At 48.1% G+C, this 14,556-nt stretch carries 16 protein-coding genes; 1 reads left to right on the top strand and 15 read right to left on the bottom strand.

Annotation, left to right across the window (positions count from 1 at the left end; translation table 11 throughout):
• Positions 1-12: 12 nt before the first annotated feature.
• The 14 genes from ispG to trmJ all read right to left on the bottom strand — a co-directional run bounded on the left by ispG (position 13) and on the right by trmJ (position 12,423).
• Positions 13-1,137 carry a flavodoxin-dependent (E)-4-hydroxy-3-methylbut-2-enyl-diphosphate synthase gene (ispG, locus tag PUN32_RS09770; protein ID WP_166014497.1) on the bottom strand — a complete coding sequence of 375 codons (1,125 nt, stop codon included), beginning with the start codon at positions 1,135-1,137 and terminating at the stop codon, positions 13-15.
• Between the two features lie 9 nt (positions 1,138-1,146).
• On the bottom strand, positions 1,147-2,148 hold the full coding sequence (gene rodZ / locus PUN32_RS09765) for a cytoskeleton protein RodZ (RefSeq protein ID WP_274722928.1): 1,002 nt from the start codon (positions 2,146-2,148) through the stop codon (positions 1,147-1,149).
• A gap of 309 nt (positions 2,149-2,457) precedes the next feature.
• Positions 2,458-3,579: a bifunctional tRNA (adenosine(37)-C2)-methyltransferase TrmG/ribosomal RNA large subunit methyltransferase RlmN gene (locus tag PUN32_RS09760; protein WP_166014495.1), complete on the bottom strand. Its 1,122-nt coding sequence runs from the start codon at positions 3,577-3,579 to the stop codon at positions 2,458-2,460.
• A gap of 319 nt (positions 3,580-3,898) precedes the next feature.
• Positions 3,899-4,324, bottom strand: coding sequence for a nucleoside-diphosphate kinase (ndk, locus tag PUN32_RS09755; protein WP_166014494.1), 426 nt, complete (start codon positions 4,322-4,324; stop codon positions 3,899-3,901).
• 128 nt (positions 4,325-4,452) lie between these two features.
• Positions 4,453-5,736, bottom strand: coding sequence for an aminopeptidase PepB (gene pepB, locus PUN32_RS09750; RefSeq protein ID WP_274722927.1), 1,284 nt, complete (start codon positions 5,734-5,736; stop codon positions 4,453-4,455).
• A gap of 163 nt (positions 5,737-5,899) precedes the next feature.
• Positions 5,900-6,094, bottom strand: coding sequence for a Fe-S cluster assembly protein IscX (iscX, locus tag PUN32_RS09745; protein ID WP_166014492.1), 195 nt, complete (start codon positions 6,092-6,094; stop codon positions 5,900-5,902).
• A gap of 47 nt (positions 6,095-6,141) precedes the next feature.
• A complete protein-coding gene (gene fdx / locus PUN32_RS09740; protein WP_274722926.1) occupies positions 6,142-6,480 on the bottom strand; it encodes an ISC system 2Fe-2S type ferredoxin in 339 nt (112 codons plus the stop codon).
• 13 nt (positions 6,481-6,493) lie between these two features.
• Positions 6,494-8,344, bottom strand: a complete 1,851-nt coding sequence (gene hscA, locus PUN32_RS09735) for a Fe-S protein assembly chaperone HscA (RefSeq protein ID WP_274722925.1) — start codon at positions 8,342-8,344, stop codon at positions 6,494-6,496.
• A 23-nt stretch (positions 8,345-8,367) separates the two neighbouring features.
• Complete coding sequence (gene hscB / locus PUN32_RS09730) at positions 8,368-8,883, bottom strand: co-chaperone HscB (RefSeq protein WP_274722924.1); 516 nt, start codon at positions 8,881-8,883, stop codon at positions 8,368-8,370.
• Positions 8,884-8,931: 48 nt separating this feature from the next.
• Complete coding sequence (gene iscA, locus PUN32_RS09725) at positions 8,932-9,255, bottom strand: iron-sulfur cluster assembly protein IscA (RefSeq protein WP_166014488.1); 324 nt, start codon at positions 9,253-9,255, stop codon at positions 8,932-8,934.
• A 70-nt stretch (positions 9,256-9,325) separates the two neighbouring features.
• The gene (iscU, locus tag PUN32_RS09720) at positions 9,326-9,709 is read right to left on the bottom strand and encodes a Fe-S cluster assembly scaffold IscU (RefSeq protein ID WP_166014487.1); all 384 of its coding nucleotides are present in this window, start codon (positions 9,707-9,709) and stop codon (positions 9,326-9,328) included.
• Positions 9,710-9,745: 36 nt separating this feature from the next.
• Positions 9,746-10,960, bottom strand: coding sequence for an IscS subfamily cysteine desulfurase (locus tag PUN32_RS09715; RefSeq protein WP_274722923.1), 1,215 nt, complete (start codon positions 10,958-10,960; stop codon positions 9,746-9,748).
• Positions 10,961-10,986: 26 nt separating this feature from the next.
• Positions 10,987-11,508 carry a Fe-S cluster assembly transcriptional regulator IscR gene (gene iscR, locus PUN32_RS09710; protein WP_274722922.1) on the bottom strand — a complete coding sequence of 174 codons (522 nt, stop codon included), beginning with the start codon at positions 11,506-11,508 and terminating at the stop codon, positions 10,987-10,989.
• 183 nt (positions 11,509-11,691) lie between these two features.
• Positions 11,692-12,423, bottom strand: a complete 732-nt coding sequence (gene trmJ / locus PUN32_RS09705) for a tRNA (cytosine(32)/uridine(32)-2'-O)-methyltransferase TrmJ (protein ID WP_274722962.1) — start codon at positions 12,421-12,423, stop codon at positions 11,692-11,694.
• 180 nt (positions 12,424-12,603) lie between these two features.
• On the opposite strand from trmJ, the gene suhB reads away from it, so the two are divergent.
• Positions 12,604-13,407: an inositol-1-monophosphatase gene (gene suhB, locus PUN32_RS09700; RefSeq protein ID WP_166014484.1), complete on the top strand. Its 804-nt coding sequence runs from the start codon at positions 12,604-12,606 to the stop codon at positions 13,405-13,407.
• Between the two features lie 199 nt (positions 13,408-13,606).
• Here suhB and secF read toward each other — a convergent pair whose 3' ends face one another.
• Complete coding sequence (gene secF / locus PUN32_RS09695) at positions 13,607-14,554, bottom strand: protein translocase subunit SecF (protein ID WP_274722920.1); 948 nt, start codon at positions 14,552-14,554, stop codon at positions 13,607-13,609.
• Positions 14,555-14,556 lie beyond the last annotated feature (2 nt).

Here is a 14,556-nt window from a genome sequence, read left to right as displayed (position 1 = left end):
ATATCGTTGAGATTAATCTTGTTCTACTTGCTTAATGTCGATGCGATTTTTTTGATCTAATTGCGCCGCTTTAGCACGAATACGTGCTTCCAATTGTGCAACGAGATCATCGTTATCCAATCGCTCTTTCAAACGCACGCCATCTTCATAGAACGCACTTTTCTTATTGCTGCCCGCTAACCCTAGATGAGAAACTTCAGCTTCACCAGGGCCATTGACCACACAGCCAATGATGGATACATCGATCGGGGTTAATACATCTTCCAAACGTTGTTCTAGTGCATTGACGGTACTGATCACATCAAATTCCTGACGCGAACAGCTTGGGCAGGCAATAAAGTTAATGCCACGCGAACGAATGCGCAGCGATTTTAAAATATCGAAACCGACTTTGATCTCTTCCACCGGATCAGCAGCTAGCGAAACACGCAGCGTATCACCAATCCCTTCTGCCAGCAGCATGCCGAGACCAACCGCCGATTTGACCGAACCCGCACGAGCGCCACCCGCTTCGGTGATCCCCAAATGCAAAGGTTGATCGATCTTTTGAGCTAGTAAACGATAAGAGCCAACCGCCAGAAAAACATCAGAAGCTTTAACGCTGACTTTAAACTGATCAAAGTTGAGGCGATCCAGAATATCCACATGGCGCATCGCCGATTCGACTAACGCTTCTGGAGTCGGTTCGCCATATTTAAGTTGCAGATCTTTTTCGAGTGAACCGCCATTCACCCCAATTCGAATTGGAATATTTTTATCACGCGCGCAGTCAACCACTGAGCGGATCCGCGCTTCGTTGCCGATATTGCCTGGATTAATGCGCAAACAATCCACACCATATTCCGCGACTTTAAGTGCGATCCGATAATCAAAATGGATATCGGCCACTAACGGAATCGAGACTTGCTGCTTGATCAGTTTGAAGGCTTCTGCGGCTTCCATAGTCGGAACCGAAACACGCACAATATCAGCCCCGACTTTTTGCAACGATTGAATTTGTGCAACCGTGGCAGCCACATCGGTGGTGCGAGTATTGGTCATTGATTGTACGGCGATGGGCGCACCATCACCAATAGGAACGCCGCCCACATAAATACGTGTTGAGCGGCGACGCTTAATAGGAGACTCATGTTGCATAGACATTTTCTACGGTAAGGTCAATCTTGCTACTTTGCCGGAAGTATACCCAGAAAGGTCGACCGGTTCACTGGCTAATGTGATTGAGACGCCTTCTGGAGCACCCAATACCACATTATAAGGACGCTGACCGGTTAAATTTAGGCTTTGGCCGGCTTTTTTCACCCCAGTGGAGAGGGTTTTTCCAGTAGCATCTTTGACTTGAATCCAGCAATCGGCGGAAAAATTAAGTACCAGTAAAGCCGATGGTTGAGCAGGGCTAGTTGACGCTACTTGACTGGGTGCCGCGACAACAGCAGGAGCCGCTTGTGGCACCGTAACACTCACCACAGGATCAGAGCTGATCGTATTGGGTAGCACAGCAGAGGCATCGACCTCTGCTGCAGCATCACTTACTTCACTGGCTTGCGGCTCTGCAATCGCCTCCTCACTCGGTGGCAAATTATCTTGCAGGTCATTCAGAGGAGGAACGCTGGCGAACTCTTGATTGGCAATACTCACCTCATCCAAATTGGAGGACTCAGATAACGTACTCATATTTGGTGGTGTTGATTCCGGAATGACGTTATTTTTCTGGCTATTTTGCCACCACCACAGCGAAGACATGCCAATAATCACCGCAAAAATCACCCAAGTAATCAGCATGATGCGACTATCGTGCAATTGGCGATTGGTTTTCTTAGAAAAGCTTTTCATATCCGGCTGGGTAGCCACTGGCGCTTGCCCATAACTCTCATCAAAAGCACACAGAACTTCCGCCTCACTCATGCCAACCGCTTTGGCGTAAGAGCGCAGATAACCACGCGTAAAAGTGGCCACCAGACCATCTTCGAAGCTATTTTCTTCAATCCGTTCGATTAAAGAAACGCGCAATCTGAGCCGATCGGCAATTTGGCGCTGAGTGAGACCTAACTCTTGGCGTTTTTGCTTAAGTAACGTGCCTGGCGGTACTTTTTCAATGCTTGGTTGTGCCGTTTCCGGTTGGTGATCATCGTGGTGTTGAGTAGTCATCCGTAATCTTCATCTCTTTATCTGGATTAAACGGTGCATCAGTCACTTTTATGGTTGATTATCGGTAGTGTTCAGACGCGTTTGCTTAATCGGTGCAATGGGTTAGCGCTTGGCTAAAGTGGCTCAAATTAACTTTGAGGAATGAGGCCCATTCTAATAGATATTGTTGACTAAACAATAAAGAAATGGTCAATAAATCACAGTTAGTTCAAGGTTTTTGTTGGATTTGACCATTAAAAGCAGCACTTTTGGGTGATATACAATAAAAATCAAGCCAGAGACCTGCTCTGGCTTGATTAAATCGACGGATTAAAGATTTTTTATCGCGATGCTTTGTTCAGCAAGCGGTTTGGTTTTTGTACGCTTAGTGCGGTCAATCACATCACCAACCAACTGGCCACACGCAGCATCAATGTCATCGCCACGTGTTTTGCGGATCGTTACCGTGTGCTCATATTGCATTAAGGTCTTTTGGAAGCGATCGATACGCGAATTACTCGGTTTCTGGTAAGGCGAGCCCGGATAAGGGTTGAACGGGATCAGGTTAATCTTACACGGGGTACCTTTCATTAATTCGGCCAGCTCATGAGCATGCTCGGTGCCATCGTTGACATGATCCAGCAATACATACTCCACCGTTACCTTACCGCGGTTGGCATTCGATGAAGCAATATAACGACGCACGGTAGCCAAGAACTCTTGAATATTCCAACGATCGTTGATCGGCATGATTTGGCTACGTAATTGATCATTCGGCGCATGCAACGAAATGGCCAGTGCCACATCGATTTGACCAATCATCTGTTCAAGACCAGAAACCACTCCTGAAGTGGAAACCGTTACCCGACGCTTAGACAGACCAAAGCCGAGATCGTCGAGCATGATTTCAAGCGCTGGGATCAAGTTTTTCATATTCAGCAGCGGCTCACCCATGCCCATCATTACCACATTAGTGATCGGACGACGACCTGTCTCTTTTTCTAAGCCAATTTCACGCGCCGCACGCCATACCTGACCAATAATTTCTGACACACGCAGATTACGGTTAAAACCTTGCTGCGCGGTTGAACAGAATTTGCACTCTAATGCACAACCGACTTGGGAAGAGACACACAACGTTGCGCGATCTTCTTCTGGGATATACACGGTTTCGACATCTTGATCACCGACACGCATCGCCCACTTAATCGTGCCATCGGCAGAGTGCTGTGCCGCTGAAACATAAGGTGCACGGATCTCACACTGCGCTTTGAGCTTCTCGCGCAGTTGTTTGTTGATATTGTTCATTTGATCGAAGTCATCACAACCAAAGTGATAAATCCACTTCATGACCTGCTCGGCGCGAAACGCTTTTTCACCCAATTGTTCGGCAAAAAATGTGCGCAAACCTTGGCGGTCAAAATCGAGTAGATTGACTTTTTCTGTGGTCATGGTGCCTCTCAGACAGACGGAACAGTAATTAAGGGCGCGAATTGTACAGCCTTTATGCAATGACAACAAGGGTCACAAGGGTACGGCGAATCAAGCATCAGAGTGGGGATAGATCAGCGAGAATCCCGGTTAGACTCCAAACTGCTAGCCTAACCGCCGGCAACTCAGCCAGCGATAAGTTAACGTATATAGCCAAACAACTTGGAGTTGCAGGTACGCGGCAAGTGAGTGAGTCCCCATGAACATAGACAAACTATGTGATGGGGTAAACGAACCTAGCCAACACCGCTGCCGCTTCAAGTAGGAAGGGGATAATAAGTTAGCGTGGGCAGATTTCTGCCTCAGGAAAGAAAAATTCAATTTCACGCGCTGCCGATGCTGGACTGTCACTACCATGCACTGAGTTATAACGCATACTCAAAGCATAATCGGCACGTAAAGTTCCACAGGCGGCCTGCTCTGGATTGGTTTTACCCATCAGTTCACGATAACGAGTGATAGCATTTTCGCCTTGTAAAACTTGCACCATAATTGGCCCTGATGTCATAAATTTTTTCAGCTCAGGGAAAAATTCTTTACCTTCATGCTCTGCGTAAAAACCGCTCGCTTGCTGTTCATTCAGGTGCACCATTTTGGCCGCCACAATCTGTAATCCAGCTTTTTCAATACGATGATAGATTTCACCAATCAGGTTACGCTGTACTGCATCTGGTTTGATGATCGAAAATGTTCTTTCTAGAGCCATAAAATGTCCTTTTATTTCTTGTGATTATTCTGGTTTGACTACGATTGTCTGACTGCAATTGTTTGGCTGCGATAATTTGCCAAGCAATGAAACTAGGGCAGCGTAATGCGCTGCCCTTAACATGATACTTATTGCATCAGAACCCGCGCGAGCATTTTGACACCCATGCCTGTAGCACCCGCCGCCCATTTATCGCTGGCTGATTTGCGGTAAGTGGCCGAGCAGTCAAAGTGCAGCCAACCTTGTTGATAGTTTGGCACAAAGTAAGACAAAAATGCCGCGGCAGTACTCGCACCTGGCGTGTAATCGCCACTGCTGATGTTAGACAGATCCGCAAAGTTTGATGGCAGCATCTCACGATGAAACTCCGCTAGTGGCAGTGCCCACAAGGCTTCATTCTCTTGTTTCGCCGCCATTAAAGCTTGTTGACTCAGCGATTCATCAAATGAAAGTAACGCGTGGTAATCGTTACCCAAAGCATTTTTGGCCGCGCCAGTTAATGTCGCGCAATCGATGATCAGTTGTGGTTGTTGCTCACTGGCGTACAGCAGACCATCAGCCAGCACTAAGCGCCCTTCCGCATCGGTGTTGAGGATCTCAACCGTTTTGCCGTTTTTGTAGGTGATGATATCGCCCAGTTTTAAAGCGCGACCTGACACCATGTTTTCTGCACAACATAAAATCAGTTTTACCCGCTTATTTAAACCACGCAGCATGGCTAAGCCTAACGCGCCAGTGATCATTGCCGCGCCGCCCATATCAGATTTCATGGCTGACATCATATTGGAAGGTTTGAGGCTGTAACCACCCGAATCAAAAGTAATGCCTTTGCCGACTAAACAAGCAAAGACTGGCGCATTCTCATCGCCGGTTGGGTTGTAGTCGAGTTGCAACATGACGGAAGAACGTTCTGAGCCGCGCCCAACCGCGTAGATCCCCTCCCACCCTTCGGTGAGTAAATCTTTATCTTTCACAATGCGATAAGTCACACGCTCAGGAGCCAGTGATTTAATAAACTCACCAGCCATGGTCGCTAACTGGCGTGGCGCCACTTCTTCTGCGCTTTTATTGATAATGTCGCGCGTCCAATCAGTGGTTTTAATCCGCGCTTCAAGCTCAGCTTGTTCGGTTGGAGCTAGTGCAGCCCACTCAAGGGTATTGCGTTTTTTCGCTTCACGATAACCTTGGTAGAAAGCCCAAATCGTTTCCAGTTGCCAGCCTTCACCAGCTAATACTAGGCTACGGATCGCTTGATTATCTAATTTACGTGCCGCGCGCTGGATCGCACCCAGATCTTGCGCTTGGGTGACGTGGATGGTTGCCCCTTGCTCGGCAAAAGAAATCAGCGCTTTTTCTCCCCACTGAGGCTGGGCAGCTTGCGTACTCAAAAATACAGACATCGGTGTAGACATGGTTTCTCCTTGCCTTAAATATTGGCTTTATTTATGTCATCTTATAATTGACCAAGATGTTAACATTTTGACGCGTTAAAGTATCAATTGAATAAAAAAACGGACTCAATGGCCCGTTTTTTTTGATCAAAATTGTTAACCAAATGCAGTTTTTAGCGATAACTTACTCAAATTCATCCATCCAACATAAGATCACCGCTTCAAGAATTTTTTCATTGGAGTGATTCGGCTGATCGGCAAAATCGTCCAGCTCCATAATCCAACGATGCAGATCGGTAAAACGAACCGTTTTAGGATCAAGCTCAGGAAACTTGTCACACAATGCGATGGCGAGCTCGCGCGAATCTGTCCATTTCATGGTTAACCTTCCTATTGATGGTACCTCGCGAACCGCGAGGTTAACAATTAATGCTCTTCGCTCGCGTGGTTGAGGGTGTATTTCGGGATCTCAACCACCAGATCTTCATCCGCTACGCGAGCCTGACAACTGAGGCGAGATTCTGGTTCTAGCCCCCATGCTTTATCCAGCATATCGTCTTCTAGTTCATCACTCTCTTGCAGTGAATCAAAACCTTCACGAACAATACAGTGGCAAGTGGTACAAGCACACGATTTTTCACACGCATGCTCAATGGCAATACCATGTTTTAGGGCTACATCAAGAATCGTTTCCCCGATTTGCGCTTCTAAAACTGCGCCTTCAGGGCAAAGGGTTTCATGAGGCAAAACAATAATTTTAGGCATGTTGGTTGTCTCTTCAAATCTCATCAACAGAGTGGCCAGCCAGTGCGCGACGAATCGATTTATCCATTCGTTTTGACGCAAAATCCTGACTCGCTTTATCGGTGTCTTTTATTCCTTGCTCAATGGCATCGGCATTGTCGCCATTGCGTAGCTCAATCAAGCGTTCAATGGCCTGTAGTAATGTTTGGCGCTCTTGCTCAGTCAGTAGCTCATTACCATCTTCTTGTAGCGCAGCCAGTATGCCTTCAATAACCCGATCCGCTTCTACGCGCTGCTCGGCCAGTGCTCGGCTCAACATATCTTGCTTGGCGTAGGCCATCGAATCTTTCAGCATCTGAGTCACTTCATCATCGCTTAAACCATAAGACGGTTTAACTTGAATTTGAGCCTGCACTGCAGTGCTTTTTTCCAGTGCGGTGACCGACAGTAAACCATCCGCATCAACTTGATAGGTGACGCGAATGTGCGCAGCTCCCGCCGCCATCGGTGGAATACCTTTGAGTGAAAAACGCGCCAGAGAGCGGCAATCGTCGACCATTTCACGCTCACCTTGCACCACATGTACGCTCATCGCGGTTTGCCCATCTTTAAAGGTGGTAAACTCTTGCGCGCGCGCCACAGGAATGGTGGTATTACGCGGAATGATTTTCTCGACTAAACCGCCCATGGTTTCAATCCCTAACGAAAGTGGGATCACATCGAGCAGCAGCATTTCCGCATCTGGCTTATTACCGACCAGAATATCAGCCTGAATCGCCGCGCCAATCGCCACCACTTGATCAGGGTTAATGCTGGTCAGCGGGGTACGACCAAAAAACTCACCCACTTGTTCGCGCACCAATGGGGTGCGGGTTGAACCTCCGACCATCACCACTTCCAGCACTTCATCCGCCGTCACTCCAGCATCTTTTAATGCGCGGCGACAGGCGAGTAAGGTCTTTTTCAGCAATGGGCTAATTAAGTTGGCTAACTGCTCACGGGTAAACGTCCCTTGCCAACCGAGTACCTTGACTTGCGCCGTCATCTGTTCGGTCAAATCAATTTTAGCTTGGCTGGCGGCATTAATCAGCGCTCGCTGCTGCTGCGCGGTTAAGTTGTTCAGTCCAATCTGCGTTTGCAGGTACTGAGCAATTAGCTGATCAAAATCATCTCCGCCCAGTGCAGAATCACCACCGGTCGCCAACACTTCAAATACGCCGCGTGACAAACGCAAAATCGAAATATCGAAAGTACCGCCACCGAGATCGTATACCGCGATCACCCCTTCTTGGCCCGAATCTAAGCCATAAGCAATCGCCGCTGCGGTCGGCTCATTGAGTAAACGCAGCACATGCAAGCCCGCTAACCCTGCAGCATCTTTGGTGGCAACGCGCTGTGCATCATCAAAATAGGCTGGTACGGTGATCACAACGCCAGCTAAATCCCCACCTAAAGTCGCCGTCGCACGCTCAGCTAACGCACGCAAAATATCCGCCGAGATCTGAATCGGGTTTTTGTCACCTTGCGCAGTTTGCACAATCGGCAAGCCCTTTTCGCTGGCTTTAAAACGATAAGGCAGATGTGGGTAGCGCTGATTGATGTCTTGCAGTGAACGTCCAAGCAGACGTTTAACCGAAATCACCGTGTTGTGTGGATCGGTTTCGGCTTGCTGACGAGCAGCATCACCGACCAAAGTTTGCTCGGCGCCATAGTTGACCACGGATGGGAGAATACTCTGCCCTTGGTCATCGACCAAGGTACTCGCCGTGCCACTGCGTACCGTCGCCACTAACGAGTTGGTGGTGCCTAAATCAATCCCTACCGCCAATTTATGCTGGTGGGGTGCCGAACTTTGACCCGGCTCTGCAATCTGAAGTAATGCCATCAGTTGTTCCTTTGAATCTTGAATTAGCCAAGCAGTTGGTCTTCGACGCGTTCGACTTCATGTTTGAGTTTGGCTATAAATTTGAGCTTTCTGACTTGATCGGCCGCCGCCGGCCACTCAGCGTGGCTCAATAAATCTTGTAACTGGGTCAGATAAGTACGCTGCATGGCGCTCACTTTGTGCTCGAAGTCGAGCAATGCCGCGCCAGGATCCGCGAGTGACGCCAGCGATTCCAACTCTTCACGCAGCTCCATCTGCTCCATTAGGAACAGCGGATCTTGCAGTGTTTGCTGCTCGGCATTCATCGCTATACCTTGCAGCGACAAAAGATATTCGGCACGCTGTAGCGGATCTTTGAGCGTTTGATAAGCATCGTTGATCTGCGCGGCTTGTTGTACTGAGAGCAGCCGATCTCGTTCAGAAGCGTTGGCAAAATTATCCGGATGGAAGCGTTTTTGCAGCATTCTAAACTGGGAAGAAAGAAGGCTACCATCCAGTTCAAACTGGATCGGCAGCCCAAATAATTCAAAATAATTCATATTGTTCGCGGTCCTGTGGTCGAGAGCGGTCTCGCTAGCCAGTTACCGTTAAACGTTGAAGCTTTCACCACAACCGCATTCACTTTTGACATTTGGGTTGTTAAATTCAAAACCTTCGTTTAACCCTTCTTTCTTATAATCCAGTTGGGTGCCATCTAAGTAGACCATGCTTTTAGTGTCAATGATCACCTTAACCCCATGGCTTTCAAAGACATGATCTTCTTGGTTTAGATCGTCAACGAATTCGAGCACATACGCCATTCCTGAGCAGCCAGTGGTCTTGACACCAAGACGTAAACCGATGCCTTTTCCACGATTATCCAGAAAAGTTTTAACTCGGTTTGCTGCGCTTTCGCTAAGAGTGACGGCCATACTTCAACCTTAATGATTTTAATCAATGAACAAGTGGGAGTTATTAAAATAACTCCCTAATAACAATAAATTAGTGCTGATGCTTTTTCTTGTAATCCGCTACCGCGGCTTTGATCGCATCTTCAGCAAGGATCGAGCAGTGAATTTTCACTGGTGGCAGTTCAAGTTCTTCAGCAATTTCGCTGTTTTTGATCGCAGCCGCTTGATCAATACTCTTGCCTTTCACCCATTCAGTCACTAGCGAGCTAGAAGCAATCGCACTGCCACAGCCGTAAGTTTTGAATTTCGCATCTTCAATGATGCCTTCCGGGGAGACTTTGATCTGCAAACGCATCACGTCACCACACGCCGGTGCGCCAACCATGCCACTGCCGACAGAAGGATCTTCTTTATCAAATGACCCAACGTTACGTGGGTTCTCGTAATGGTCAATGACCTTTTCGCTGTATGCCATGTTCGTTACCTCGAATCCTGTATAACCTTGGAATGATTAGTGGTGTGCCCACTCAACCGTGTTGAGATCCACACCTTCTTTGTACATATCCCACAGTGGTGACATGTCACGCAATTTATCCACCGCAACCCGAATTAATTCAATCGCGTAGTCGATATCCGCTTCCGTGGTAAAACGGCCAAAAGAGAAACGAATTGAGCTGTGTGCCAATTCATCGTTTAGACCTAAAGCACGCAATACATAAGAAGGCTCAAGGCTGGCCGATGTACAAGCACTGCCTGACGACACGGCTAAATCTTTCAACGACATTAGCAACGATTCACCTTCAACAAAGGCAAAACTAATGTTGAGATTGTGCGGGACACGCTGCTCCAGATCGCCATTGATGGTGACCGCTTCCATATCTTTGATGCCGGCCAGCAAACGCTCGCGTAGCGCCAGTGCATGCTGATAATCGTGCTGTAGCTCATCTTTCGCAATGCGGAACGCTTCGCCCATTCCAACAATTTGGTGGGTTGGCAAAGTGCCTGAACGGAAACCACGCTCATGACCACCGCCGTGCATTTGCGCCTCTAAACGGATGCGTGGCTTACGACGCACATACAGTGCACCAATGCCTTTCGGACCGTAAATTTTGTGGGCAGACAGGGAAATCAGATCAACTTTCATCTCTTGTACATCAATCGCCACTTTACCCGCCGATTGTGCCGCATCAACATGAAACACCACTTTGCGCGCACGGCACAATTCGCCAATCGCAGCGATATCTTGGATCACACCAATTTCATTATTGACATGCATGATCGAGACTAAAATGGTGTCATCGCGCATCGCGGCTTCCAGTTTAGCCAAATCAATTAAACCGTTGGTTTGTGGGTCAAGATAAGTCACTTCAAAACCTTCGCGCTCCAGTTGGCGCATGGTATCCAGCACCGCTTTGTGCTCGGTCTTGCTGGTGATAATGTGCTTGCCTTGCTTGTTATAAAAGTGAGCGACGCCTTTGATCGCAAGGTTATCCGATTCAGTGGCTCCCGATGTGAAGACAATTTCACGTGGGTCAGCATTAAGCAGGGCCGCAATTTGTTCACGCGCGGTATCGACAGCTTCTTCTGCCTGCCAGCCATAACGGTGCGAGCGCGAAGCTGGGTTACCGAAGGTACCATCCATCGTCATGTACTGAACCATTTTTTCAGCCACGCGCGGATCAACCGGGCATGTTGCTGAATAATCTAGATAAATAGGCAGTTTCATTTTCTACTCCAGTGTAAAGCTTGCCGCTATGAGCGAACATTAATACCAAAAGGTGCCGCAGCGCAGGTGGCTGGATTTGAGTTATTGTGTGCAACCCTTTGGTTGACCGCAAGATGCAGATCTTGCCGATCGGAAACTTCGAGAATTTCGTTATCCACCATCAGCTCGCCGAGCGTGATGTTGTTAAGAAAATCGCTAATGCGTGAACTCAAATCACGCCACAGTGTGTGAGTCAAACAACGAGTACCGCCCTGACAATCACCTTTGCCACTGCATTTGGTGGCGTCAACCGATTCATCGACTGCGGCAATCACCGTTCCAATCGCAATCGCGTATGAGTCCATACCGAGTCGATAACCGCCACCAGGGCCGCGCACACTCGCGACTAAACCTGCTTTACGTAGCTTAGAAAACAATTGCTCTAAGTACGAGAGAGAAATGCCTTGCCGTTCAGAAATATCGGCCAACGGTACCGGATTTTGTTGCGAATGCAAAGCCACATCTAACATGGCGGTTACCGCATATCTTCCTTTCGATGTCAGTCTCATAATCACCATCTCGACACTGTTTATGTGGCAAGAAGTGTTCCATACCCGACTCTTTAGGTCAAGTATTTATTTGACTAATTCAGTCAGGTATTCATCCCTAACAACGATAGGCTTATTCCGTCTATAGGCTTATTACTTTTTATAGACGTATTGCTTTTTATAGACTTACTGCTTCGTATAGACTTACTGCTTCGCTGCCAGTGATTTTTGCACCGCGGTTAAAATACCACGCAACATATTGATTTCTTGAGATTCAGGCCGAGCACGAGTAAACATGCGGCGCAGTTTATTCATCACTTGCCCCGGCTGCTGGGCCGAAATAAATTCGGTTTGAGTGATGACCGTTTGCAAATGCTGATAGAAACGCTCCAGATCTTGATGATGCGGATAGGCAGATTCTACCTGATGCGGATCTTGGTTTGGCTTGAGCGCTAACCACGCCATGCGCAGCTCATAGCTCAGCAATTGCACCGCCATCGCGATATTGAGTGAACTGTATTCTGGATTGGCAGGAACACAAACATGATAATGACAGCGTTGCAGCTCATCATTGGTTAAGCCAGTACGCTCTCGGCCAAAAACCACCGCTACCGAATGGAGCTCGGCTTCGGCGATCAATTTTTCTGCACACTGCCGCGGCTCTAAGATTGGCCATTCCAATGTACGCGAGCGCGCACTGGTGCCAACCACTAGCCCACAATCGGCCACCGCCGCTTCAAGGGTTGGGTAAATCTCAGCATTGAGTGCGATTTCGCTAGCGCCCGCGGCCAAGGCAATCGCTTGAGCATCAACCTGACATTGCGGATCGACTAATACCATGCGGCTTAAGCCCATTACTTTCATCGCCCGAGCAGCTGAACCGATATTTCCAGAGTGAGAAGTGCCGACCAATACGACTTTTACGCGATCTAACATCATTTGCCCAAAGTACTCCCAATAAAGCCGCCGGATATTATCATAAAGCAGATTAAAATGGTCAGACCGTTTGCGGCAATAGACAACCAAACGCACAAAAAATAACCACTTCCTTTTTCGATTGGTTTTGGTATACTGCCGGCCGCTTTTTCGTTCTTTAACATCCGTTGGGAAACTCGTATGCATCCAATGCTTAATATCGCTATTCGCGCCGCGCGAAAAGCAGGTAACCATATTGCCAAATCTCTGGAAAACGTAGAGAAAATTCAATCGACCCAGAAAGGGACTAACGACTTTGTCACTAACGTCGACAAAGAAGCGGAAGCGATTATCATTGCAACCATCAAAAGCTCTTATCCTGAGCACTGCATCATTGCAGAAGAAGGCGGCCTTATCGAAGGCAAAGATAAAGAAGTACAATGGATCATCGACCCACTGGATGGCACTACTAACTTTGTAAAAGGTTTCCCACACTTCGCCGTTTCTATTGCTGTACGCTTTAGAGGCAAAACCGAAGTGGCTTGCGTTTACGACCCAATGACCAATGAACTGTTCACCGCACAACGTGGTTCAGGTGCTCAGCTCAACAATGCGCGTATTCGTGTTCAGCCACTGAAAGATCTGCAAGGCGCAGTACTGGCAACTGGTTTCCCATTCAAACAAAAACAGCACTCAGAATCGTTCATCAAAATCGTCTCTGCCATGTTTATTGAATGTGCTGATTTCCGTCGCACCGGTTCAGCCGCATTGGATTTATGCTACCTAGCCGCCAACCGCGTTGATGGTTATTTCGAACTCGGCCTAAAACCTTGGGATATGGCAGCAGGTGAACTGATCGCTCGTGAAGCAGGCGCCATCGTGACTGACTTTGCTGGTGGCACTGATTATATGCAATCAGGCAACATCGTGGCCTCTAGCCCACGTGGTGTAAAAGCCATTTTGCAACACATCCGTGAAAACGGTAACAGCGCGATCTTGAAATAAGATCGGCTCTACGACAGTAGATATCGCCCTGCCATAATAATGGCAGGGCTTTTTTTTGTCCCAGTTTACCTTTCAAACTAAAAACTAGCATGCAAATCCAAGCGCTAGTGTCACGAGGGTCAATCACTGGCGCGCAAGCTGTTGGATAAAAAAACCGCTGCCAAGGCAACGGTTTTTGAGAAGAAAAAGCCAATCAAAACTAAGGCAATTCATCCAACTCAGCACCCTCTTTCTCCACTTGTGGTGGGAGTAAGTGCTCACGAGTGATACCAAGTTTCAGCGCTAATGCCGAGGCCACGTAAATCGAAGAGTAAGTCCCGACCGTGATCCCGAGCAGCAAGGCCAAGGCAAAACCGTGGATCATTGCACCGCCTTGAGTGAACAGAGCAATCACCACAAACAGCGTAGTACCTGAAGTGATCAGGGTACGGCTCAAGGTTTGGGTCACCGAACTATTCATGATCTCAGCGGGTGACTCTTTACGCATCTTACGGAAGTTTTCCCGGATCCGGTCAAACACCACGATAGTATCGTTAAGCGAATAACCAACCACCGTGAGCAATGCCGCAACAATGGTCAGGTCCACTTCGATCTGTAACAGCGAAAAAATACCGAGGGTTATGATCACATCGTGCGCCAGTGCCAACACAGCTCCCGCCGCCAGTCGCCATTCAAAGCGCACCGAAACGTAGAGCAAAATACACAGCAAAGAGACCAAAATCGCCAAACCACCCGCTTCGGTTAATTCATCTCCGACATTAGGACCGACGAATTCGATACGGCGCATTTCAACATTGACGCCCGTGCCTTCTTGGATCGCAGCCAGGATTTGATTACCGAGCATTTCGCCGGTCATCGCCTCACGTGGGCGCAAGCGCACCATCACATCGCGCGCTGAACCAAAATTTTGTACAGTGGCATCGCCAAAACCTTGCGCGGCCAACGCACTGCGGATCTGCTCTAAATTGGCTGGCTGTTCAAAGCCAACTTCAATCAAGGTTCCGCCAGTGAAATCGAGGCCCCAGTTCAACCATTTGGTCGACAGTGTAAACATCGATGCGCCGATCATCACCAACGACAATACGAAGGCAAATTTTGACCAACGCATGAAGTCGATCATTTTATCTGCTTTTAGGATTTGAAACATAA

Origin of the sequence: Vibrio chanodichtyis, from assembly GCF_028863985.1 — a bacterium.
In the GTDB taxonomy this organism is placed as follows: Bacteria; Pseudomonadota; Gammaproteobacteria; order Enterobacterales; family Vibrionaceae; genus Vibrio; species Vibrio chanodichtyis.
This window is presented reverse-complemented; position numbering and strand designations above follow the sequence as displayed.